Origin of the sequence: Streptomyces sp. NPDC001530 (assembly GCF_042894545.1) — a bacterium.
Taxonomy (GTDB): domain Bacteria; phylum Actinomycetota; class Actinomycetes; order Streptomycetales; family Streptomycetaceae; genus Streptomyces.
The window spans coordinates 148,797-171,187 of the sequence record NZ_JBIAVS010000003.1 but is presented as its reverse complement, the minus strand read 5'-3'; the positions used below and the strand labels follow the sequence as shown (position 1 = coordinate 171,187).

Annotated in this window: 22 protein-coding genes; 10 read left to right on the top strand and 12 right to left on the bottom strand. The window is 70.5% G+C overall.

Features of this window, described 5'->3' with window-relative positions:
- Positions 1 to 166 precede the first annotated feature (166 nt).
- Together ACFY0T_RS06340 and ACFY0T_RS06335 are read right to left on the bottom strand one after the other, a co-directional pair.
- On the bottom strand, positions 167 to 1,339 hold the full coding sequence (locus ACFY0T_RS06340) for a cytochrome P450 (protein WP_388865130.1): 1,173 nt from the start codon (positions 1,337 to 1,339) through the stop codon (positions 167 to 169).
- 42 nt (positions 1,340 to 1,381) lie between these two features.
- Positions 1,382 to 2,053 (bottom strand): response regulator, encoded by a 672-nt coding sequence (locus ACFY0T_RS06335; RefSeq protein WP_388865128.1) that lies wholly within the window; start codon positions 2,051 to 2,053, stop codon positions 1,382 to 1,384.
- A 227-nt stretch (positions 2,054 to 2,280) separates the two neighbouring features.
- Here ACFY0T_RS06335 and ACFY0T_RS06330 point away from each other — a divergent pair, with 227 nt between their 5' ends.
- The 8 genes from ACFY0T_RS06330 to ACFY0T_RS06295 all read left to right on the top strand — a co-directional run bounded on the left by ACFY0T_RS06330 (position 2,281) and on the right by ACFY0T_RS06295 (position 10,655).
- A complete protein-coding gene (locus tag ACFY0T_RS06330) occupies positions 2,281 to 3,153 on the top strand; it encodes an arylamine N-acetyltransferase (protein ID WP_388865127.1) in 873 nt (290 codons plus the stop codon).
- 49 nt (positions 3,154 to 3,202) lie between these two features.
- Positions 3,203 to 4,765 (top strand): class I adenylate-forming enzyme family protein, encoded by a 1,563-nt coding sequence (locus ACFY0T_RS06325; protein WP_388865125.1) that lies wholly within the window; start codon positions 3,203 to 3,205, stop codon positions 4,763 to 4,765.
- Positions 4,762 to 6,378, top strand: coding sequence for an FAD-dependent monooxygenase (locus ACFY0T_RS06320; RefSeq protein ID WP_388865123.1), 1,617 nt, complete (start codon positions 4,762 to 4,764; stop codon positions 6,376 to 6,378). Before ACFY0T_RS06325 ends, ACFY0T_RS06320 begins: the two co-directional genes overlap by 4 nt.
- 20 nt (positions 6,379 to 6,398) lie before the next feature.
- Positions 6,399 to 6,974: a flavodoxin family protein gene (locus ACFY0T_RS06315; protein ID WP_388865122.1), complete on the top strand. Its 576-nt coding sequence runs from the start codon at positions 6,399 to 6,401 to the stop codon at positions 6,972 to 6,974.
- Positions 6,971 to 7,615: a response regulator transcription factor gene (locus ACFY0T_RS06310; protein WP_388865120.1), complete on the top strand. Its 645-nt coding sequence runs from the start codon at positions 6,971 to 6,973 to the stop codon at positions 7,613 to 7,615. Before ACFY0T_RS06315 ends, ACFY0T_RS06310 begins: the two co-directional genes overlap by 4 nt.
- 316 nt (positions 7,616 to 7,931) lie before the next feature.
- Complete coding sequence (locus tag ACFY0T_RS06305; protein WP_388865118.1) at positions 7,932 to 8,969, top strand: 3-oxoacyl-ACP synthase III family protein; 1,038 nt, start codon at positions 7,932 to 7,934, stop codon at positions 8,967 to 8,969.
- A gap of 1 nt (position 8,970) precedes the next feature.
- Positions 8,971 to 9,795 carry an enoyl-CoA hydratase/isomerase family protein gene (locus ACFY0T_RS06300; RefSeq protein ID WP_388865117.1) on the top strand — a complete coding sequence of 275 codons (825 nt, stop codon included), beginning with the start codon at positions 8,971 to 8,973 and terminating at the stop codon, positions 9,793 to 9,795.
- A gap of 98 nt (positions 9,796 to 9,893) precedes the next feature.
- Complete coding sequence (locus ACFY0T_RS06295; RefSeq protein ID WP_388865115.1) at positions 9,894 to 10,655, top strand: SDR family NAD(P)-dependent oxidoreductase; 762 nt, start codon at positions 9,894 to 9,896, stop codon at positions 10,653 to 10,655.
- A gap of 200 nt (positions 10,656 to 10,855) precedes the next feature.
- On the opposite strand, the gene ACFY0T_RS06290 is transcribed toward ACFY0T_RS06295, so the two are convergent.
- Entirely contained in the window at positions 10,856 to 11,809 is a 954-nt protein-coding gene (locus tag ACFY0T_RS06290; RefSeq protein ID WP_388865113.1) for an NAD-dependent epimerase/dehydratase family protein, read from the bottom strand.
- Positions 11,810 to 11,823: 14 nt separating this feature from the next.
- Positions 11,824 to 12,654, bottom strand: coding sequence for a thioesterase II family protein (locus ACFY0T_RS06285; RefSeq protein WP_388865112.1), 831 nt, complete (start codon positions 12,652 to 12,654; stop codon positions 11,824 to 11,826).
- A 322-nt stretch (positions 12,655 to 12,976) separates the two neighbouring features.
- Here ACFY0T_RS06285 and ACFY0T_RS06280 point away from each other — a divergent pair, with 322 nt between their 5' ends.
- Positions 12,977 to 14,407, top strand: a complete 1,431-nt coding sequence (locus tag ACFY0T_RS06280) for a helix-turn-helix domain-containing protein (RefSeq protein WP_388865110.1) — start codon at positions 12,977 to 12,979, stop codon at positions 14,405 to 14,407.
- Between the two features lie 156 nt (positions 14,408 to 14,563).
- Here ACFY0T_RS06280 and ACFY0T_RS06275 read toward each other — a convergent pair whose 3' ends face one another.
- The gene (locus ACFY0T_RS06275) at positions 14,564 to 16,033 is read right to left on the bottom strand and encodes a flavin monoamine oxidase family protein (RefSeq protein WP_388865108.1); all 1,470 of its coding nucleotides are present in this window, start codon (positions 16,031 to 16,033) and stop codon (positions 14,564 to 14,566) included.
- 195 nt (positions 16,034 to 16,228) lie between these two features.
- Between ACFY0T_RS06275 and ACFY0T_RS06270 the strand changes: the two genes are divergently transcribed.
- Positions 16,229 to 16,726, top strand: coding sequence for a cupin domain-containing protein (locus ACFY0T_RS06270; protein ID WP_388865106.1), 498 nt, complete (start codon positions 16,229 to 16,231; stop codon positions 16,724 to 16,726).
- Positions 16,727 to 16,851: 125 nt separating this feature from the next.
- Here the strand turns inward: ACFY0T_RS06270 and ACFY0T_RS06265 are convergent, their stop codons facing one another.
- From ACFY0T_RS06265 to ACFY0T_RS06235, 7 genes are all read right to left on the bottom strand, one after another.
- Positions 16,852 to 17,289 carry a TIGR03618 family F420-dependent PPOX class oxidoreductase gene (locus ACFY0T_RS06265; RefSeq protein WP_388865104.1) on the bottom strand — a complete coding sequence of 146 codons (438 nt, stop codon included), beginning with the start codon at positions 17,287 to 17,289 and terminating at the stop codon, positions 16,852 to 16,854.
- 305 nt (positions 17,290 to 17,594) lie between these two features.
- Positions 17,595 to 18,836 (bottom strand): IS701 family transposase, encoded by a 1,242-nt coding sequence (locus tag ACFY0T_RS06260; protein WP_388865102.1) that lies wholly within the window; start codon positions 18,834 to 18,836, stop codon positions 17,595 to 17,597.
- A 152-nt stretch (positions 18,837 to 18,988) separates the two neighbouring features.
- Positions 18,989 to 19,444, bottom strand: a complete 456-nt coding sequence (locus tag ACFY0T_RS06255; protein ID WP_388865100.1) for a nuclear transport factor 2 family protein — start codon at positions 19,442 to 19,444, stop codon at positions 18,989 to 18,991.
- 52 nt (positions 19,445 to 19,496) lie between these two features.
- Positions 19,497 to 19,904, bottom strand: a complete 408-nt coding sequence (locus tag ACFY0T_RS06250; protein ID WP_388865098.1) for a VOC family protein — start codon at positions 19,902 to 19,904, stop codon at positions 19,497 to 19,499.
- Complete coding sequence (locus tag ACFY0T_RS06245) at positions 19,901 to 21,493, bottom strand: GMC family oxidoreductase (RefSeq protein ID WP_388865096.1); 1,593 nt, start codon at positions 21,491 to 21,493, stop codon at positions 19,901 to 19,903. Before ACFY0T_RS06245 ends, ACFY0T_RS06250 begins: the two co-directional genes overlap by 4 nt.
- A 14-nt stretch (positions 21,494 to 21,507) precedes the next feature.
- Complete coding sequence (locus ACFY0T_RS06240; RefSeq protein ID WP_388865094.1) at positions 21,508 to 21,882, bottom strand: nuclear transport factor 2 family protein; 375 nt, start codon at positions 21,880 to 21,882, stop codon at positions 21,508 to 21,510.
- A gap of 22 nt (positions 21,883 to 21,904) precedes the next feature.
- Positions 21,905 to 22,330, bottom strand: a complete 426-nt coding sequence (locus ACFY0T_RS06235) for a nuclear transport factor 2 family protein (RefSeq protein ID WP_388865092.1) — start codon at positions 22,328 to 22,330, stop codon at positions 21,905 to 21,907.
- Between the last annotated feature and the right edge of the window lie 61 nt (positions 22,331 to 22,391).

The following is a 22,391-nucleotide window of genomic DNA, read 5'->3' as shown; positions in this document are numbered from 1 at the left end:
CCTCGCGACGCAGGTGAGGTTTTCTTCCCCCTCCGCCCCTACCCTTCCCGTACCTGGGGGGCTCCGCCCCAGACCCCCCGTATCGCGCTCCGCGCTCGTCCTCAATCGCCGGACGGGCTGAAAATCTCAGCCCCTCCGGCATTTCAGGAGCGGGGTCTGGGGCGGCTCACCAACGCACCGGCAGGTGGCGCAGGCCGCGCATCAGCATGCCGGGGAGCCAGTCTCCAGGGGGACCGTCGAGTGCGAGGTCCGGGCATCGGTCCAGCAGGGAGCGCAGCGCGATCCGGGCTTCGAGGCGGGCCAGGGGCGCGCCCAGGCAGTAGTGGACGCCGTGCCCGAAGGCGAGATGGCCCTGCGGGGCGCGGTGGATGTCGAAGCGGTGCGGGTCCGGGCAGTACGCCGCGTCGCGATCGGCCGCGTCGAGGCCGATCATCACCGGGTCGCCCACCGCTATGGACCTGTCGCCGATCTCCATCGGCTCGGCCGCGTAGCGGTACGTCGCCGTCTCCACCGGCCCCTCGAAGCGCAGGACCTCCTCCACCGCGCCGTCGAGCAGGGTCATGTCGGCCCGCAGCGCGGCGAGTTGGTCCGGGTGGGTAAGCAGGCTGCGCACCCCGTTCGTGATCAGGTTGACCGTCGTCTCGTGGCCCGCGACCAGCAGGATGAACGCCATCGCGCGCAGCTCGTCGCGCGAGAGGCGGTCGCCGTCCTGCGCGCGCGTGCGGATGAGGGCGCTGAGCAGGTCGTCGGCCGGTGCCGTGCAGCGCTTGTTCTCGATCAACTCGTCCAGGTACGCCGCCAGTTGCTCCATGGCGGTGAGCTCGGCGCCTGGGTCGGACGGCGCCACGATCTCGTTCGACAGGGCGCGGAACGCCACGCGGTCGATGTCCGGGACGCCGAGGAGCTCGCAGATGACCGTGAGGGGCAGCGGATAGGCGAAGGAGTCCACGAGGTCGGCGCGCCCCTTGGGCAGCATCGCGTCCAGCAGATCGTCGGTGATCCGCTGGACGCGCGGGCGCAGCTCCGCCACCCGTCGCATGGTGAACGCGCCCGCGACGAGCGAGCGCAGCCGGGTGTGCTCGGGCGGGTCGGTGATCAGCAGATACCGGCCCATCAGCTCGTCGTCGAGCGAGCTCATCCCCTGCTTGGTGCTGTCCTTGGACAGCCTCGGGTCGGCGAGCGCGGCCCGCGCCTCCTCGTACCCGACGACGAGCCAGCCCTCGTACGCGTTCGGTGGCGGCGTCCGCACCCAGTGCACGGGACCCCGCTCCCGCAGCGCCGCGTACACCGGATACGGGTCCCTGGTGAACCGCGCCCCGTACTCCCCCAGATCGATCACGGTTCCCCCTCCGTTGCCCCGAACAACGTGCACGGCCCCCGATCAGTGCCCGTCCTCCTCCAAAAGCCCGGCGTCGTACGTCAACAGGGCGATCTGTACGCGGTTGTTGAGGTCGAGCTTGGCAAGGATGCGCGAGACGTGGGTCTTGACGGTGGCGACGCTCATGAACAGCTCGGCGGCGATCTCGGCGTTCGACCTGCCTTGTCCGACGGCGACGGCTACCTCCCGTTCGCGGTCGTTGAGGACGGCGACCCGGTCGCGGGCGGTCGTCCGGCGGGTGTCGGGCGCGCCGCCCGCCGCGTGCTCCATCAACTGGCGGGTGACGGTGGGCGACAGCACGGGATCGCCGGCCGCCACACGCCGTACCGCGTCCAGGATCTCCGCGGGCGGGGTGTCTTTCAGGACGAACCCGGCCGCCCCCGCGCGCAGCGCCCGTAGTACCTGCTCGTCGGCGTGAAAGGTGGTCAGGACCACGACCTGGGGGGCCTCCTTGCGGCCGCGTAGCCGCTCCGTGGCCGTGAGTCCGTCGACCGTCGGCATCCGGATGTCCATCAGGACGACGTCCGGTCGGGTGCGGTCGACGAGTGTCTCGACCTCGCTGCCGTCGGCGGCCTCGCCGACGATCTCGATGTCGTCGGCCCCGCCCATCATGAAGGACAGGCCGGCTCTCACCAGGGGGTCGTCGTCGACGAGCAGCAGTCGGATCGCAGTCATGGGATCCACCTAACCAGGTCGCCACATGCCCGCGCGCAGGGCCGACCTGACTGACTTCCCGGCCATCTGACGGACTGCGCCGACCGTCCTCCCCGCTCCCTTGGGGCCCGCGCACACTCGCCAGTGCGTCGTCGGCCGACAACGCGTCCAAAGCTCCCAGTGGAGCTCACCGATGCCTTCCCGTGCTTTGAAGAGAGGTTTGCCCGATGGCTCGCAGCGTCCTTCCCATGCCGCCCGGTTCCGACCCCGAGTGGCAGACGGAACTGCTCGATCTCGACGCCTACTTGGCCCGTATCGGATACGACGGGCCGCGCACCCCCACCCTGGAGACCCTGCGCCGGCTGCACCGCGCGCACGCCGACGCCATCAGCTGGGAGATCGTGGACTCGGCCGTGGGCCGGCGCATCGCGCTCGACATCGAGAGCGTGCAGGAGAAGATCGTGGGCCGCGGCCAGGGCGGCTGCTGCCTGGAGAGCAACCTGCTGTTCGCGGCGGCGCTCGACCGGCTCGGCTTTCCGCTGGTGCGCCACCTCGCGCGCGTGCGCCGCGGCACCCAGACCATCCGTACCCGCTCGCATGCCGTCCTGCTGGTGGAGGTGGAGGGCGAACTCTGGTTCGCCGACCCCGGCTTCGGCGACGAGAGCCCGCTGGAGCCCCTGCCGTTCAGGCACGACGGCACCGTGACCGTCGGCGACTGGACCTGGCGGCTGCAGCGCGACGGGGACGACTGGGTGCTGCAGAGCCTGCACTCGGACGGCTGGTTCGACGTGTACGCCTGGCAGTTGGAGCCGCACTACTTCCTCGACTTCGACATGGTGAACCACTTCTCGTACGCGGACCCGCGGTCGGTGTTCATGCCGCCGGGCGGACTCAGCCATCTGATCGCGCAGCGCGGTGACGACAAGACGCGGCTCGTCCTGAAGAACCAGGTGCTGACCACGCAGTACCCGGACGGCCGTCTGGAGCACGTCGAGCTGACCGCGGACGAGGTCGTCGAGACCCTGCGGGACGCCTTCAAGCTCACCATCCAGCCCGCGGACGCGGAGTTCCTGCGGGAGCGTTTCGCGACGGCTGCCGTCGCACCGAAGTCCGCCCAGTAGTCGCGGGGCAGTCCGCCCGGCAATCGAGGCAATCGAGGAGAGACACGCAATGCCCCGGATTCCTGTACGGCGCAGTGGGCTGTATCTCGGCGTGGTCGCCGAGCATGCGGCGGCCAAGAACGCCGGCACACCGCTGACGCTCGACCACGACCTGGACGTCCTTCCCGGTACGGGCCGGGAGTTGACCGTGGCCCGGCTCGCCGACCACGTGGACGACATGGCGGCCCGGCTGTGGGCCGCCGGCGTCCGGCCCGGCGCCCATGTCGCCATCCACAAGACCTCCAACTTCGACATCTACATCCTGGCCAGCGGGGCCTCCCGCATCGGTGCCGTGCCCGTGATGCTGTCTCCCGCATTGCCCGGGGACAGTGTCGCCGCGCTCCTTGGCCGGCTGAAGCGGCCGTATCTGGTGACCGACACGGCGAAGCTCGACGGCTCGCTCGCGGACGCGCCGCTGGCCGAGCTCACCGAGCGGGTGGTGCTGGCCGCCGGGCAGCGCGCGGGGACGGTCTCGTTGACCGACCTTGCCGGCGCGCCCCGGCGGAAGCCGGTGTTCAACGACCCCGACCGGCCCGCCCTGATGACCCACACGTCGGGCACCACGGGGCTGCCGAAGCTCGTCGTGCACTCGGCGCGCACGCTGCGCGGCCGGTTCCGTCCGCAGAACCGCCTCGCCGCGCTGATCCGCAAGAAGGAGACCGTCGCCGTACACGTGTCCTTCGTGCACTCGCGGATGTTCCTGGCGATGGCGGTGCTGCTGCCGCGCGCCTTCCCGCTGGTGATCATGGAGGACGGGGATCCGGAGAAGACCGCGGAGCTGTTCGCGCGGACCAAGCCGGGATTCCTGGAGACCCACCCCAACTCCTTCCTGGAGTGGGAGGAGATCGCCGACGACCCGCGCAGGCCGTTCGCCAACGTCAAGTACTTCAGCAGTACGTTCGACGCGATCCACCCGGGCACCATGGACCGGCTCCTGAAGGCCTCCGAGCGGCGCGGCGCGTTCTTCTTCCAGATCTACGGGCAGAGCGAGTGCGGGCCGCTGGTCGGCCGCGGCTACACGCGCAAGAACGCCCACAAGGCCAACGGCCGTTGCCTGGGCTACGCCATGCCGGGCATCACCAAGTTCCGGCTGGTGGGCCGCGGGGGCAAGCGTCCGTCGAAGGCCAACCCCGGGTACATCGACGTGTACACCCCGGGCCGTGCGGTGACGTACTACGGGGAGAAGGAGCGCTTCGAGAAGCAGGTGCACGGCAGCTGGTGGCGCGGGATGGACATCGGCTACCGCACCAAGTGGGGCTGTCTGCACCTGCTGGACCGCGAGGTCGACCACATCCCGGGCGTCCACAGCACCCTTGAGGTGGAGGACGCGGTCCTGGCGAAGCTGCCGGAGCTGACCGAGCTGGTCCTCGTGCCCGGCCCCGCCCAGGAGCCGGTGCCGGTGGTGAGCACCCGCAAGGACGTGCCGCTTGACCCCGAGCGCTGGCGCGCGGCCGCCGCGGACTATCCGCAGCTCGCCGCCCCGGTGCAGCTGCCGCTGAGCGAACTGCCGCGCACCGCCACGATGAAGGTGCAGCGGATCGAGCTCGCCCGCCGGCTCCAGGAGCAGACGTGAGCGCGCTGTCGTCCGGAGCGGAGGGGAACGCGCCGACTCCGGGGGCGGACGCGAACCCGCTCACCCCGGTGCGGGCCGACGTCGACGTCCTCGTCGTCGGCGGCGGCCCCACCGGCCTGCTGGCCGCCTGCGAACTGCTCCGGCGCGGCGTACGGGTGCGGATCGTCGACCGGGCCGAGGAGCCCATGACCGTACCGAAGGCGCTGTCGCTGTGGCCGCGTGCCATGGACATCCTCGAAGACCTGGGAATCGGCGAGGAGTTGAGGCGCTCCTCGAACCGGATCAACGCCTTCTCCTACTTCTCCGACGGCCGCCCCCTGGCCACCTTCGGCTTCGCCGAGGACCTGGCCTCGCGCACCCTCCCGCAGCCCGTGACCGAGGGGCTGCTCACCGCCCGGCTGCACGAGCTGGGCGGCAAGGTGGAGCGGGGCGTACGCCTGCTGTGCCTGGACGGCGTGGACTTCTCCGGGCGGATAGACGCCACGGACGGGGTGACCGCCCTGCTGGAGCACCCGGACGGCACCCTGGAGCGCACGCATGTGCCGTGGGTGGTCGGCGCGGACGGGGCGGGCAGTTCGGTCCGCGGCCAGCTCGGCATCGGCTTCCAGGGCAGTACGTACGAGATGGCGTTCGCGCTGATCGACACGCGGATCGAGGGCGAGCTGCCGACGGACCAAGTGCTGTACTACCAGGCTCCGTCGGGCACGCTGGTGATCGTGCCGATGCCGGACGGTGTCTTCCGGTTCCTGTCGGTGATGCCGAAGGCCGGCGGCGAGGTCACCGTCGCGATGATGCAGCGGATCCTGGACGAGCGGGGCCCGCACGGGGTGCGGATCACCGAGCCGGTGTGGCAGACCGTCTTCCGGGTGCACGCCCGGCACGCCACGGACTTCCAGCGTGGGCGGGTGTTCCTGATGGGCGACGCGGCCCATGTGCACAGCCCGGCCGGCGGGCAGGGCATGAACAACGGCCTGCAGGACGCGCACAACCTCGCCTGGAAACTGGCCGCGGTCGTGCACGGCACCTCTCCGGCCGAACTGCTCCTGAGCTACGGCCCCGAGCGTGCCGAGGCGACCCGCCGCATCGTCCGGGACACGGATCTGCAGACCCGGGCGTGGATGGCCGGGAGCAGACTCAAGGTGCTGGCCCGGGACGCCGCGTTCCGGCTGCTCGACCGAACCGGCCTGGTGTCCCGGCTGTACGCGCCCGTCATGGCGGGGCGCCGGCTGGCCTACCGGCCGGAGCGGGAGAGCCAGGTGCCCTCGGGCCGGCGCGGCTGCGGTCCGCGCGCTCTGAAGCCCGGTGCCGTCTTCCCGCGGCCGCTCGCCGTGTCGTACGGGATCGTCGGCCCCGAAGTGGACCCGAACGCCTGGACGTTGGCGGTCACCGGACCTGACGTACTCGCGGCGGCGGAGCAATTCGCCGACGGCCACCCGCGGTTGAGGGTGGTGCGGCTGCGCACGGAGCGGGCCGCACCGTCCACCGGCTGCCGGCGGGCGGGCTACCACCTGATCCGACCGGACGGACATGTGGCGGCGCACGGCCACGCGCGGGACCTGGACCGGCTGCGTGCCGAACTCGCCGTCGCGTTCACCCCCGTCGCCCCGGACTGACCTCTCATTGGAGAACGCACATGGGTACCACGGTCGCCATCGCCTACCACTCCGGATTCGGGCACACCACGGTCCTCGCCGAGGCGGTGCGCGACGGCGTGGCCGACGCGGGTGCCGACGCCGTGCTGATCGCGGTGGACACCATCACCGAGGAGGAGTGGGCCGCGCTCGACTCCGCCGACGCGATCGTCTTCGGCGCCCCCACCTACATGGGCACCGCGTCCGCCGCCTTCCACGTCTTCGCCGAGTCGACGTCGAAGCGGTGGGCGGCGCGGGCCTGGAAGGACAAGCTCGCCTCGGGCTTCACCGTGGCGGGCGCGATGAACGGAGACAAGCTGCACACCCTGCAGTACTTCTCCATCCTCGCCTCCCAGCACGGCATGCACTGGATCAACCTGGACCTGACGCCGGGCTGGTGCTCCTCGACCGGCTCCGAGCACGATCTCAACCGGCTCGGCATCACGCTCGGCGCCGGTGCCCAGGCCAACACCGACCAGGGCCCGGAGGCCGTCACCAAGGCCGACGCGGAGACCGCCCGGCATCTGGGCCGGCGGGTCGCCACGGTGGCCAAGGCCTTCGCGGGGGTGGCACGTTGAGCTCCCCCGGGGTCACCGCGCTCGTCGTACTCGACAACGAACTGCTCAGTCACGGCGTCCGCTCCATGCTGAAGAGCATCCCCGCCATGGGGTCGGTGTGGGCCTGCGGCAAGGCGGCGGAGGCGCTCGCGCTGCTGCCCGCGCAGCGGCCCGACATCGTGCTCTGTCTGGGCGCAGGACCGGACACCCCCGCTCTGGTGCGGGGAGCCGTCCAGCACGGTGCCAAGACACTGTTGCTGCTGGAAGGGCCGGACCCGGACGCCGTCGACGAAGCCACCCTGCTCGCCGCCGACGGATTTCTGATGCAGGCGGACGTGACCGTCGAGAAGCTGCGTGAAGCGCTGGACAGGGTGCACTCCGGGGATATTCCACTACCGCCGGGAATGGCCCGCACGCTCATGTCGCGCCAGGTGCGGCGCCCCGCACGCAGAATTTCTCTCACGCCCCGGGAAGGAGAGGTACTTCATCTGCTGGCCGAAGGTTTGAGCAACAAGCAGATAGCCCGACGTCTTGGTATTTCCGAGCACGGTATAAAACGTCATGTCACCAACCTGCTGGCGAAACTCAATTCACCCAACCGGACACTGGCGGTCGCGCTGGCCCTCCAAGAAGGGCTGATCAGAGCCGCACAGCCCGCATAGTACGTATAGTCCGTACGATTTCCGAATGGCGTGTCGCACCCGCGGCACGCCATTCTCATTTTCCCGCGAGGGGTGCGCACCCTACCCATTCGGGTACCCCGGCCGAGCAGTCCGGAAGTGCATTACCGACAACCTCCGGATACGCCACTCTATTTATGCGGCAAGGAAATCCGGACCGATTCCCAAAAGGACGGGCCGGAAGGCCGACGCCCAGAAGGCCCCGGCCGTTCCGCAGGGCAGGGGTGGCGGCTCCACGCGAGCCGCCCCCGGCCCCTCACCGTCCCGCCCAGGAAACTCACGACAGGAGTCGCGTCCGATGGAACTCAGCAAGAAGACCTCGCACGGCGTCGGTATCAAGGCCGTCGGCGGCCGCATCCCGGACCGGGTGGTCACCAACGCCGAGCTGGAGCAGCTGCTCGACACCACCGACGAATGGATCAGCAAGTTCATCGGCATCAAGGAACGACGCTGGTCCGCCCCGGACGAGTGGACCTCCGACCTCGGTGCCGCCGCCCTCCTCGACGCCTGCGAGCGCGCCGGGGTCAGCCCGGACTCGCTCGACCTGGTCATCTGCGGCACCTACACGCCGGACCACATGATCCCGGCCGCGGCCGTGGGCATCATGCGCAAGGCCGGCATCCAGGGAGTGCCCGGCTTCGACGTGAACAGCGGCGGCTGCCCGGGCGGGGTCTTCGCCCTCGACGTCGGCGCCAAGTTCGTGAAGTCCGGCGACTACCGCCGGGTCGCGGTCGTGCTCGCCGACGTCAACACCAAGCTCTTCGACCCCGAGGACCGTACGGTGGGTGTCATCTTCGGCGACGGCGCCGCCTGCTATCTGCTGGAGCCGACCGCTCCCGGCACGGGCGTCGGCTCGGCGCTGCTGGCCAGCGACCCCAGCTCGTACCACACGGCGTATGTGAAGCGCGAGGAGCGGACCTGGGCGGACGGCACCCCCAAGCCGTCGGCGTTCGGCAACAACTACTCGTACATGCACGGCCGTTCGGTCCGTGACTTCGCCCTGGAGCACATCCCCGGCTTCGTCGAGCAGCTGGTCAAGGCCGAGGGGATGACGGTCGAGGACATCGACCTGATCATCTTCCACCAGGCCAACTACCACATGATCGAAGCCCTGATGGAGAAGGTCGGGCTGCCCTGGGACCGTACGTTCACGACGGTCGAGCGGTACGGCAACACCTCGGGCGCGGGTGTCCCGCTGGCCCTGCGCGACGCGATCGACGCGGGCCGCGTCAAGCCGGGCGACAACGTCGTCCTCGTCTCCTTCGGGGCCGGCATGAGCCACGGCGGTACGGTCGTGCGCTGGGCCGCGGAAGACGACTTCCTGCTGGGCGCCTGAGATGACGGTCACCACCACTGCCGCTGAACTCCCGGTCGGGAGCCGGGAGTTCAGCACGATCCGGGTCACCTGGGACAGCGGGGTGGCCCACATCCTCCTCGACCGCCCCGGCCGGCGGAACGCCATCGATCTGACGCTCGCCCGCGAACTGCTGGACGCGGTGCACCTGGAGCCGGTGGCCCACGCCCGGTGCGTACTGCTCTCCGGCGCGGGCGCGCACTTCTGCGTCGGCGGCGACCTGAAGAGCTTCCGCGCACAGCACGACATCCCCGGTCACCTGCTGGAGGTGACCAGCCATCTGCACGCGGCGCTCGCCCGGCTGGTCGCGAACGACGCCCCCCTCGTGGTGGCGGCCGGCGGCCATGTGGCGGGCGCCGGCCTCGGGCTCGCCTGCCTCGCCGACGTGCTGCTCACCGAGGAGGGCGCCACCTTCCGGTCGGCGTACGCGGCGCTCGGGCTCACTCCCGACGCCGCCACCAGCCACCAGCTCCCCCATCTGATCGGGCTGCGCCGGGCCCAGCGGATGACGCTGCTCGGCCATGTACTGGAGGCCGAGGAGGCCGTCGAGTGGGGGCTGTGCACCGAGGTCGTACCGGCCGGGCGGCTCGCCGAGCGGGCCCGGCAGGTCGCCGAACAGCTCGCCGCGGGGCCCACACGCGCCTTCGGCGAGAGCGCACGGCTGTTGCGCGCGGCGTCGCGGCGGGCGCTGGCCGAGCACTTGGAGGACGAGTCGACCACGCTGCGGGCCACCGCGCGCACGGCGGACGCGGCCGAGGGCATCGCGGCGTTCGTCGAGCGCAGGCCCGCCGCGTTCCAAGGGCACTGACATCCAACGGCGCGTCCGACGGCGCATCCAGCGGCACATCCAGCGGCACTGAGACACGTACCAGCAGAGACGACACGTACCGGAAGAGACGAGGAGTCATGAACATCGAAGGGAACGTCGCCCTCATCACGGGCGGCACCTCGGGCCTGGGGCTCGCCCTGGCCCGGCGGCTGCTGGCCGCGGGAGCCCAGGTCGTGCTGACCGGCCGCTCCGCCGAGCGGGGCGCGAAGGCGGCGGCCGAACTCGGCCACGACATCGGCTTCGTGCAGGGCGACGTCTCCCGCGAGGAGGACGTCGAGGCCGCCGTCGCCGAGGCGGTGCGCAGGGGCCGCCTGGGTATCGCGGTCAACTGCGCGGGGTCCGCCCGGACGGGCCGGGTCCTGGGCCGTGGGGGTCCGCTGCCGGCCGCCGAGTTCGAGGAGGTCGTCCGCGTCAACCTGCTCGGCACCTTCAACGTCGTACGGATGGCAGCCGAGGCGATGGCCGGCAACGAGCCGCAGGACGGCGACCGGGGTGTCGTGGTGTGCACGGCGTCCATCGCGGCCTTCGACGGCATGGCGGGACAGGCGGCCTACGCGGCGTCCAAGGCGGGCGTCACCGGCATGACGCTGCCGCTCGCACGCGACCTGGCCAAGCACGCCATCCGTGTGGTGACCGTGGCGCCGGGGCTGTTCGAGACCCCGATGGTCGCGGGCCTGCGGGACGACATGCGCGCCTCGCTGGTGGCGCAGACGCCGCACCCCCGGCGCATGGGCGTGCCCGACGAGTTCGCCTCGCTGGTCGCCCATGTCGTGGAGAACCCGATGCTCAACGGTGAGGTCATCCGGCTGGACGGCGCGGTGCGTCTCGGTGTCGCGTGAGACGCACCGCCGCCGTCCTCAGGGCCTGTACCCGACCGCCGTCGGGTCGGGCCCTCAAGCGGCCCCTGGGCGCACCGCTGCTGTGGGGCTCACGCCACCACCGGCTCAAATCGCCGTAGGACTCACGCCGTTGAGCTCAAACAGCCGTACAGCTCACGCCGTTGACGCAAACCGCCGTAGAGCTCAAGCCGCCGAGCCTCTCAAGCCGCAGCGGGCGAGGCCGTGTTGCGCAGCTCGGCGGTGAACCCGGTGCGCCAGGTCGGGTAGCGCGGGCTCCAGTCGAGCTGCAGTTTGGCGCGGCCGTTGTCCGCGCCGCGCAGCTGGGTCATGAAGGCCACGCCCCAGCCGCCGACCGCCATCCGCGCGAGTGCGGCGGGGGCGCCCTTGGGCTTGCGCGCGCCGAGGATGTCGGCGAGTTCGGGCAGCCAGACGTTCATCGGCGCGGGCTCGTCGTCCACCACGTTCAGTACGCCGCTGTAGTCGGACTTGAGCGCCGCGACGACCGCGGCGGCGGCGTCCCGGGTGTGGGTGAACGAGAAGGTCGCGGTACCGCCGCCGACGAGCGGGACCTTGCCCGCCCGCACCTGCTGCACGAACGAGCCGTCGTGGGCGTAGATCGTGCCCGGCCCGTAGAGGTGCCCGAGGCGCAGTACGGCGCCTTCGGCGAGCAGCGTCTGTCGCTCCAGGTCACGCAGGGCGCCCAGCACCGGCACGAACTGCTTCGGCGGGTTCTTCCACAGCGGCGCCTCCTCGTCGGCCGCGCCCGTGCCGCTCGGGTCGTACGCGTAGGCGAGTCCCTGGGAGACGACGCGTCGTACGCCGATGTCGCGGGCGGCATCGAGGAGGTTGCGGGTGCCCTCCGTGCGCAGCCGGTTGGTCAGCTCGAAGTCCTTGGCCAGGCGGCGCGGGTTGATCTCGGCCGGGATGGCCGTGAGCATGTTGACGACCGCCTCCGGGGCGGCGGAGCGCAGCGCCTTGGCGACGGCCGCGCGGTCCAGGGCGTCCGCCTCGACGACCTTCGCGCCGAGCCGGTCGGCGGCCGTCGCGCTGCGTCCGGGACGGGACAGTACGACCACATCGTGGCCCGCCGAGCGCAGCAGCGGCACCAGCTGCCGACCGATGACGCCGGTCCCGCCGGCGACGAGAACGTGCATGACTACTCCAGGAATCAGGCCCCGGCTGCCCGGGAACGATGGGTGACTTCAGGACGGGCGACGGTGCGCCGCTGCGACAGTTCGTCGATGTGATGCTGGTCACTGTCACCGGTGAACTCGCCGATCACCTGGGCGAGTTCGGCCAGCAGCGGCGGAGGTGCGTCGAGGAAGGCGTGGTGCCCGCCGGGAAGGGTGACGCGGCGGAAGGTTCCCTGCGCCGAGCAGGCCGCCCAGCCCGCCATCCGCTCCGGCGCCACCTGGTCGTCGTCGCGCCAGCCGATCGCGTGCACAGCGACGGGCAGCGGCACCGGGAGCTGCACGCTGTAGCGCTGGGCGGCGGTGACGTCGGCCCGCAGGACACGCAGCCCCGCGGTGAGGGTGGCGAGCGACTCCGCGCCGCCCATCACCCGGGTGAGCCTGCCGATCTCGGTGACGAGCTGCGCGTCGGTCATCCGCAGCAGCGGACCCCAGGGGCCGTGGTGCGGCGCCAACTGGGCGGAGACGAACAGTCGTGCGGGTAACGGCAGTTGGCGCCGGGCCAGCCGCACGGTGAGGGCGAAGGCCTGCAGTGCGCCGGTGCTGTGCCCGAGCAGGGCGAAGGGCCGGTCGAGCCAGGGCGCCAGCGCGTCGGCGGCCCGGGCGGCGAACGCCTCGTACGTGCCGTAGTGCTCCTCGCCCCGGCGCGCCTCCCTGCCCGGCGGCTGGACACGGCAGAGTTCGGCGCCGCCGATGCGGTCCGGCCAGTGCCGGTAGGTCGAGGCGCCGAGGCCCGGGTACGGGAAGCAGAACAGCCGGGCGGCGGCGTCCGGCGCGGGAGTACGGGACAGCCAGGGTTCGGTCGGCACGGGGACACCTCCAGACACGGTCAGGGGCGGCGGTGCTCGGTCAGCTCCCGGGCATGGTCGGCCCCTTCCGCAGAGGCAATTTGACTCTCGTAGTCAAGTCCATGCCCCTCGGACAGTCAATCAAATCTGACACAGTGTGGTGATCGGCTGCGCCACCGCACGTCGGAGTGGGTGCGGCGGCAAAGGGAGAGGAACAGACTTCGGCCAATGAGTCGGCAGCCGCATTGACACACTGACAAATGGCGGTAAACAAGAAGTCGCACCGTGCCCGCAACCACCCCCCATGCTGTGCAAGGGCATGTCAGTAAGCCCCTGGAGAAACATGAAACCGCCATTGAGCGCGTCCAGCGGCATCGGCCGCCGCCTGCGAGAGCAACGCCGACGGCGCGGCCTGAACCAACAGGACCTCACCTCTGAAGACATATCCGCCAGTTATGTGTCCCTGATCGAGACGGGCAAGAGGATGCCGTCGCCCGCGATCCTCGAAGAGCTCGCCGATCGCGTGGGCTGCTCCGTGGAGTATCTGCGGACCGGACGGGACGACCACCGGGACAAGGAGCTCCGGCTCAGGCTCGCGTTCGCGGACATCGCACTGCGCAACGGCGCGTACGGCGAGGCCCTGCGGTCCTACGACGAAGTCCTCGAGTCGGCCCATCTGCTCGACGCGCCGACTCTGAGCAGGGCGAAGCTCGGTCAGGCCCTGACCATGGAAAGACTGGGCCGCACCGAGCCGGCCCTCCACCTCCTGCACGCCCTCTACGACTCGCCGGACACCACACCGGGCTCCGCCGAGTGGGCCCAGCTGGCGATCGCGCTGTGCCGTTGCTACCGCGCCGCCGGTGACCTGGACATGAGCATCGAGATCGGCGAGAAGGCCACCCGCACCCTCGACGATCTCGGGCTGGAGAGCACCGACGACCATGTGCAGCTCGGCACCGCCCTGATGGGCTGCTACCAGCTGCGCGGCAATCTGCCCCGGGCTCATATGCTGGCGGCCCGGCTGGTCGAGACCGCGGACTCCACGGGTTCCCGCACGACGCGCGGCTCGGCGTACTGGAACGCGGGCATGGTCGCCCACTCCCGCGGCCGGACCAGTGAGGCGCTGGCCCTCGTGGAGCGGGCCCTGGTGTTCATGGCGGAGACGGACAACGTCCGCCACCAGGCGATGCTCAAGGGCTCGTATGGCATCCTGCTCCTCGAATCGAACACGCCGGAGCCCGCGCGGGCGCTGCAGCTCATCGAGGAGGCGCGGCACGATCTCGCCGAAGTCGGCACCCCGCTGGAGCGGGCGCTCACCGAAACGGGCGTCGCCTGGGCCACGTTGAGATGCGGTCGCGCCGAGGAGGCGGTGGCTCTCGCCGAGCGGGCGCTGGGCCTGTTCGGCGCACAGGACACGGCGGAGGCCGTCGAGGCGCGGTTCATCCTCGGCGAGGCCCTCTTCGCGACCGGGGAGGGCGGCCGCGGCGAGTCCGCGTTACAGGAGGCCGTACGGCAGTTGGGCCGGCTCCCTCCGACCAGGAAGACGTCGAAGCTCTGGCGCAGGCTCGGCGACTTCTGGCAGCACCAGGGACGCTCGACCGAGGCGCTGGGCGCCTATCAGCAGGCGCTGGCGGGGGTCGGGCTCCTTCCGCTGCCCGGGCCCGAGCCGGCGCTCTTGGTTCAACTGCCCATTCCCGAGCGGGCGGCAGCGGAGAAGTCAGCTCCCGCACCGCCTTGGGAATCGGCGAGAACGGAGAAACTTCACGCTCTGTGAACCAGTGCTGACGGAACGCCAGCCCTGAGTTCACGGGAGCGGCCCCGCCGGGGACCTCCCGCGGTGGCCGCGTGCCACGGGCTCATCCCGGTCGGCCGGGATGAGCCCGTACGGCCGTCGAGGGGGCTGTTTCACCCCTTCTCGAGTGGGGTCGGCTCACCCTTTGAGGATGTCCGCGGCCGCCTGCTCGCCGGAGCGGACGGCGCCCTCCATGTGCCCGTTCCAGAAGGTCGCGGTCTCGGCGCCCGCCCAGTGGATGACTCCGGCGGTCTTCCTGATGGACGCGCCGAAGCGGGTGAGGACGCCGGGCGGTGTGAAGCCGGGGGCGCCGCCGCGCGAGTACTCCTCGGCGTCCCAGCGCCCCAGCACGAACTCGGTGGGTGTGGCCGCCCGGGAGCCGAAGTAGCGGGCCAGGTCGTCGAGGATCAGCTGCTTGACGGTGGCGTCGCTCTTGTCCTCGACCGCGCGCATCTGGTCACCGTCGAGGAAGGCGAGGAGGGCACCGTACGAGCCGTCGGGCGGGGAGTTGTCGAAGGTGCTGCGCGTGGTGCCGGTCAGGGCCGCCACCTGGCCGTTGAGGCCCGCGTCCCGCCAGAACGGCTTGTCGTAGATGGCGATCGCCTTGCCGATGGAGGAGAGCGGGAAGCGCTGGGTGAGCTGGTCGCGGGTCGCGGGCAGCGCGGGGCTGTAGACGATGCGTCCGGCCAGGGTGGGCGGAAGGGCGACGACGACCGAACTCGCCGACACCACGAGGCCGTCGGCGACCACGAGGGCCGAGCTGCCGGACTGCACGATCCGCCGGACCGGGGCCTTGAGCACGACCTTGCTGCCGAGCGCCGCGGCCATCTTCGTGGCGATCTGGTAGGGGCCGCCGACGAAGCGCGAGTCGCGGGCGCCGCCCAGGGTGCTGATCAGCCGTGTGAGGTTGCCCGGGTTGGTCTCGTTCCCGGAGACCGCGATGTAGTTCAGGATCCAGAGCAGGGAGATGTCGCGGGACTCGGCGGAGAGCGCACCGTTGGACATCAGGTGCAGGATCGTCTTCGCGTTGGCGTTGGTGACATTGGCCTCGATCCAGCTCGCGAAGGTCTGCCCGTCGAGCTCCTCGGCCTTGGGCGCCGTCCAGGGCGCGTCCACGGGGATGGTCGAGGCGAGCGTGTCGAGCTGGTAGATGGCCTGGCCGAGCGCCTGGTAGGAGTCGTTGTCCATGGGCGGCAGCGCGCCGCTGTAGCGGATCGCGGTGCCGTCGGCGGTGTAGTAGATGCTCTCGCCGGTGTTGTAGCCGGTGAACGTCTTGACGCCGAGTTCGTCGGCCAGCGCCTGGAGCCGGGTCTGGGTGGGGCCGGTGAACTGGCCGCCGCGCTCGATGGTTCCGCCGCCCGCGAGGCCTACGTCGTGGACCCGGCCACCGACCCGGTCGCGGGCCTCCAGCACCAGCACCTTCTTGCCGGCGGCGACCAGCTTGCGGGCCGCGGTCAGCCCCGCGAGGCCCGCGCCGACGACGACGGTGTCGACGATGGCGTCCGCGCCGTCGGTGGCCTGCGCCCTGGCGGGGCTCGCCACGACGGTGGCGGTGGCGGCGCCCGCCCCCAGGGCGACACCGGCGCCGAGGAGGCTTCTGCGGTTCATTTGCGGTCTCATGATTCCCCTTCGGAAGAAAGTGCGACGCAGCCGTCCTATCAAGACTCGGCCAATGGTTTCGAAATCCCGTACCCACCAAGTGAATTGTCCGGGTGTCGACCCCGCACTGCGTCAAGTTCCGTGGACAGGAATATGCGTTGTGGATACAACGGCAGTCACCGGAATTATCGGGAGGGTAAAAGGATGTCTGCATTCCGCCATGAACCCGTACTCGTACGGGGTGCTGAGGCCGAGACCATCAGCCACGCCACCGGCGCGGCGTTCCTGCTCACCGACGCGGCGAGCACCGCGGGCGCGCTCAGCTGCCACCGGGTGCTGCTCGCCGCGGGGGCCGACGGCTCCGCGCCGCACTACCACGCCCGTTCGTCGGAGCTGTTCTATGTCGTCGCCGGTGCCGTGCAGTTGCTCAACGACGACAAGGTCGTCGAGGCGGGCCGCGGCGACCTGGTGGTCGTACCGCCGTTCATGCCGCACGCCTTCGCCGCGGTGCCGGGCTCCGAGGCGGAGCTGCTGATCACCATCACGCCGGGCGTCGACCGCTTCGACTACTTCCGGCTGCTCGGCCGGATCGTCAACGGCGAGGCCCCGTACTCGGAGCTGCTCGCCGTCGAGGACAGCTTCGACAGCCACTCGGTGCAGAGCGAGATCTGGGCGGCGGCGCGCTCTCCGCAGGCCGCCTGAGGGCCCGTGGCATCCGGACCGGCAGGGCGTCTTCACTGCCGGTCCGGGCGACCGCGGGCCGTGCGCCGTACGGGCTTTGCTCTATGCGGCTTTGCTCTGTGCGGGCGTGCGGGACGCCGGCGTGCCTAGTCCCAGCGACCGAAGCCGGTCACCCGGTCGATCGTGATGCGTACGACGAAGCCCGTGGCGCCCCTGAAGCGGGCCGCGGGCCAGGACGCTCCGGCGTCCAGGTACGGCTCGGCGATCCGGCCGAGCAGCGCGACGGCGCCGCCCTCCAGGACCTCCGCGGTGCCGTGCACCACGAAGTGGTACTCCATGCCGTCGGGGCTCTTCGCGCCCGGCGCCATCGAGAAGGCGACGCGCGGATCGCGGCGCAGATTGCGGATCTTCTGCTGCTCGTAGAGGTGGCCGGAGACGACCCGGTCCTCCTCGTCGAGTCCCATCCAGACGCAGGCCACCTGCGGGCTGCCGTCCGGGTTGAGGGTCACCATGTGCGCGAGATGGCCGGAGGTGAGGGCCCGGCGCACCGGTGCGGTCAGTTCGTAGCGCGTTGTGGCACTCAATGCGGTACCTCTCTCGCTGGCCTGCCGGTGAAAGAGAAACAGCTCCCGCCGCCCGACCCCTGGCGGCGGGAGCTGTTGCGGGGACGCCGCTTCGGAAAAGCGTCCCCGGTATGTGGGGGGTTCGTCCGCTCACTCGAAGGGAGATCGCGGAAATTCCCTGGACCCGGTCGAGCCATCATCATTCGGGCCGTCATCAGTGGAGCTGCAATCGGTCGAGCAATACTCAGTCAAGCAATGCCGAACCCCGGAATTCCGCTCGCGCGGTTCGCGGTAGGGCACTGCGTCAAGTGGCGCGGAATTCTTCATCAGGACGCACCGGACACGGCGGGCACGGCCCCGTGCCGGCGCAGCGCACCGGCCGCCCGGCGGGCCGCGAGCCGCTCCAGGGCCTGGAAGCCGTGGGCCGCCGAGGCCAGCGTCACGTGGTGGTGCCAGCCCCGGAAGGAGCGGCCCTCGAAGTCGACGAGACCGCATTCCTCGCGCAGCCGCCCGAGGTCGTAGCGGGAGCGCCAGCGCAGTTTCGCCGTGGACACGAGGTCGGGGAGCCGGCGCGAGCCGAGGTTGGTGACCCAGTACGTCCGCGGCTGCGGCCGTCCGGCGGGCCATTCGACGAGGAGCTGGCGGGGCCTGCGGAAGCGGCGCTCGCCGTGCCGGGCGGCCGTGCCGCCGGGGCCCGCCGGGATCTGCGCGGCGAGGAACTGCGACTGCCGGACCCGGCTCTCGACGCCCTCGCGCCAGGCGAGGGTGACACGGGCGCTGCGGCGGCCCGCCGTGTGCATCATGTCGGCGGCCGTGCCCAGCACGACGGGCTGTCCGTGCGCCGAGGGGGCCGCCAGCAGTGGTGCGCCGCCGGCGACTTCGACGAGATAGCCGAGCCCACGGGCCTCCAGCCCGTCGAGTAAGGGCAGTACGTCGGGTTCGTGCCGCCAGTCGGCGAGAATCGGAGCGGGCCTGAGGTCCCACTCCTGCACCATCTCGTCGAGGCTGTGCAGCACATGGCGCCAGCGCGGCTGGTGGCGTTCGACGTCCGGCACCCGGGCTGCGCCGCGCCGCCGGTCGTCGTCGTCCCAGTGCGGCGGCATCAGCAGCCGCCAGTTCACCGGGATGCTGGCCTCCTCGGTGGCGAGGGATATGGCCAGGCCCAGTTGACAGTTGGCGGTGCGGCCCTCGGCCGGCACGTACTGCCGGGCCACACCCGCCGAGTGGTTGCCGTTCTTCGGGAAGACCACCTCGTCCACCACCCAGGCGTCGGGTTCGGCGGCGAGGAAGACCTGTTCGGCGAGGCGCTTGCGGACGTCCGTGCACTCCCAAGGACTCTGGCTCACGAACTGTTGCAGCGACTGCGAGGCCCGCCGGCCGAGGACGTGCTCGGAGATCCGGGCCGGCGTTTTGCGGCCACTGGCATCGAGCAGTCCACGCACATAGACCTCGCCCCAACGACGCTGGTCGGAGCGCGCGAACGGCGAGAAGAGATACGCGCAGTATTCGGAGAGACCGTCTCCCCGGCCCCGCTCCCGCGTGGCGTTCAGGTCAGCGTTCAATGACATGGAGACCCCCTGCGTGAAGCATCAAAGCCAGTTAACTCCGGCTGTGAAAATCTGTCAAGTCAACTGTAAAACAGCGGTTTTGGGAGCAGTCATACGACGACGGGCGGAGTCTCCTGACCAGGAGACTCCGCCCGTCGCGGGGGTGGCGGTCGTTACAGGGACGCGGAGCCCTCCATGGGGTCCAGGTTGTCCACGATGTAGGTCTTCACCAGCGGGCGGTCGTCCTCACCTGCGACGACAACCCAGGTCTGGTACGCGTCGAAGCCCAGCCACTGACTGCGTGCCGCGGGCGGATTCCAGATGTGGGCCTGCCAGTTGACAACCACCTTGACCAACGCCTCACCGCGGTCGGTGGGCTCCACCTCGACGCTCTTGAGCTCGTGCACCTCGTCGAAGAAGCGGTTGGTCACCGCCTCGTACCAGCCCTTGAACTCGTCCAGCGTGGTGAGCGTCGCCTCGGGGAAGCGCATCTCCAGGCCGTCCTGGACGAGATAGGGCAGCACCTGCTCCAGCGGGACGTGCTGGTCCAGCGCGACGTACCAGTCGCGGACCGCGTCCTTGATGGACTGTTCGGTCAGCGAGGCGCCGAGCAGCGTGGATTCGGTCATGGGAAGCCTTCTTCCTCGTACGTACGTGATCGGTGTGTGCGTCTGACCGGTCTCAGGAAGCGTCCCGGTACCCCTCGCTGACCTCCACGATCACCCCGTCCGGGTCGGTCAGCCACACGGTCTGCCACCCGGGGATGAAGTCGTCGAAGTGCAGCGGGCCCAGCGTCACCGGCACCTCGTCGCCCACCTTGGCCAGGAAGGCGTCCAAGTCGTCGGTCTGGAAGGCCAGATGGCGGGCCACGCCCGGCTGGGCGGGACCGTCCCCGGCCGGTTTCACCAGCGGATCGGTGTCGGTGTGGAACAGTTCCAGGTAGACATCGCCCTGGCGCAGGAACACGATCCGGTCGTCGTCCAGTTCCACGGTGCGCGCCCGGCTGAAGCCGAACCACTTCTCGTAGAAGGCCTCCGTCGCGCCCAGATCACGGCAGTTGAGCCCCACATGGGACCACCGCAGGGTCATGTGTCCCCCTTGATCAGGTCGGCGGCGCGCTCGGCGATCGCCGCGATGGCCGTGTTGCAGTTGCCGGACGGCACCGCGGGCATCACGCTCGCGTCGACGACGCGCAGCCCACTCACGCCGTGCACCTTCAGGTCCGGGTCGACGACGGAGAGATCGTCGATGCCCATGCGGCACGAGCCGGCCTGGTGGTGGTAGCTGTCCGCGCGCTCGCGCACGAACCGCTCGATGTCGGCGTCGGTGCGCACGTCCGGGCCCGGCAGCAGCTCCCCCTTGAGGTGCTCCTTGAAGGCCGAGGTGGCGAAGATGTCACGGGACAGCTTCACCGCCTGCACCAGACGCTCGAGGTCGGACCGGTCCCCCAGGTAGTTGGGGTCGACCAGCGGCTTGGCGAACGGGTCGGCGCTCGCCAGCCGCACCGAGCCCCGGGAGTTGGGGCGCACCACGCCGGGCAGGATGCTGACCGCGTTGGGGTGCCGCTGGCCCACGATGATGTCGAAGGGCACGTGCACGAAGGCGATCTGCAGGTCGGGCGCGATCAGCCCGGGCCGTGAGGTGGCGAAGAGTGCCGACTCGGAGAGGTTCTGGTGGCCCTGCTCGACCGGCTCCACGGTCTCGGCGATCAGACCGGTGAGCACGTGGTTGTGGAAGTTCTCGCCCACACCCGGCAGCGCGGCGCTGACCTCGATGCCCAGCGGCCGCAGCTGCTCGGGGGAACCGACGCCGGACAGCAGCAGGATCTTGGGCGACTCGATGGCGCCCGCGCACAGCAGGACCTCGGCACCCGCCCGTACCGTGTGCTCGCCCGGCTCGCCGGGTCCGGCGTTGCGGACCGTACGCCCCTCGCCGGTGGCGGCCACGTCCTGCTGGACATAGGTGACACCGGTGCAGCGGCCGTCCTCGATCACCAGCCGGGCCACCTGCGCGCCCGTACGGAGGGTCAGGTTCGGCCGGTCCAGGGCGGGTTCGAGATACGAGACCAGCGCACCGCGCCGCTTGCCGTCGCGGGCGTCGAGGTGGTGCCAGCCCGCGCCGATCATCCTCGAGCCGTTGAAGTCGTCCAGCTCGCTGTGACCCAGCTCGACGCACGCGTCGATGAAGGTGCGCGAGAGCGGGTTGGGGTGGTGCGCGCCCGCGTTGGTGACGACCTGGGGTCCGCCGATGCCCGTCTCGGGTCCGTGCGGGTCCTCCTGGTCCTCCATCCTGCGGAAGTACGGCAGCAGGTCCTCATGCGACCATCCCGCGGCCCCCTGGTAGGCCCAGGCGTCGAAGTCCGAGGGGTGCCCCCGGACGTGCATCATGATGTACAGGTTGCTGCTGCCGCCGGGGATCTTGCCCCGCGGCTCGTACGTCGAGCGGCCGCCGAGGGCCGGCTGCGGAACGCTCGTGTAGCCCCAGTCGACCTCGGAGCCGAGGAGCGTGAACCAGAGCGGCGCCTGGTCGACGCCCGCCGGGATGTGGTTGCCGCCGGCCTCCAGGAGCAGGACCCGTACCGCGGGGTCCTCGGTGAGACGGGCGGCGAGCACGGAGCCCGCGGTTCCCGCGCCCACGATGATGTAGTCGTAGTCGTTGTGGTCCTCGTGTTCGGCCATGTCGGCTCCCGCCTCTAGTCGGTCCCGAGCACGGGCCGGAAGGGGACGGTGTCGTGGTGGTTCGACATGTAGGAGATGTGGCCGTCCACCACCTGGAAGTAGTTGACGACGTCGGCCTCGATCGGCTCGCCGGCGTGCGTGGCCGCCGAGATGTGCGAGACGACGGCGGCCTGCTCGCCCTCGATCACGATGTGCCGGGGGGTGTTGGTGAACGAGGCGTACATCGCGGGGAAGCCCTTCATCATGGCGCGCAGGGTCTCCCGCCCCTCGACGTGCCCGGCCAGCTGCTCGTCCATGGTCTGGCCCTCGGCGAAGAGATCCGTCCAGGCGTCCCAGTCACCCTTGTTGGCCAGCTCGTAGTAGCTGTTCACCACTTGCCTGGTGTCCACGTGTGTCTCCCTCGGGCAGGGATCAGACGGCGGCGATGCGCTCGTCGATCGGCTTGAGCGGGAAGACCGTCCACATGAACCGGTCCACGCTGTGCTGGTCCGCGGTGTGCACCTGGACGTCGGCGATCTTCCCGTCGCGGATCCCGTACGTCGTGGACGTCGGGAACAGGTACTCCTCGCTGTCCGCCTTCGCGTGCCCGAGGTGCTTCTCGACGACGGTGCCGTCGTCCAGTTCACCGAAGTGGACGTTGTCGACGCTGACTCCGGCCTTGAACAGCTCGCCGAAGAACGCCATGACCTGACCCGCGCCCCGGTGGTCCCCGGAGAGCGGGTGGTGGCCGGGCATCTTCCAGGAGATCTCCGGGTGGAACAGCTCTTCCTGGATGCGGTCCAGCTGGCCGGAGTTGAAGTACTCGTACATCTTCAGTACGAGGTCGGTGTTCGACACAGCGCTCTCCTCGGATCGTGGTGGTTGTCTCGCAGCGACGGCCGGGCCCGGCGGGGGGTTC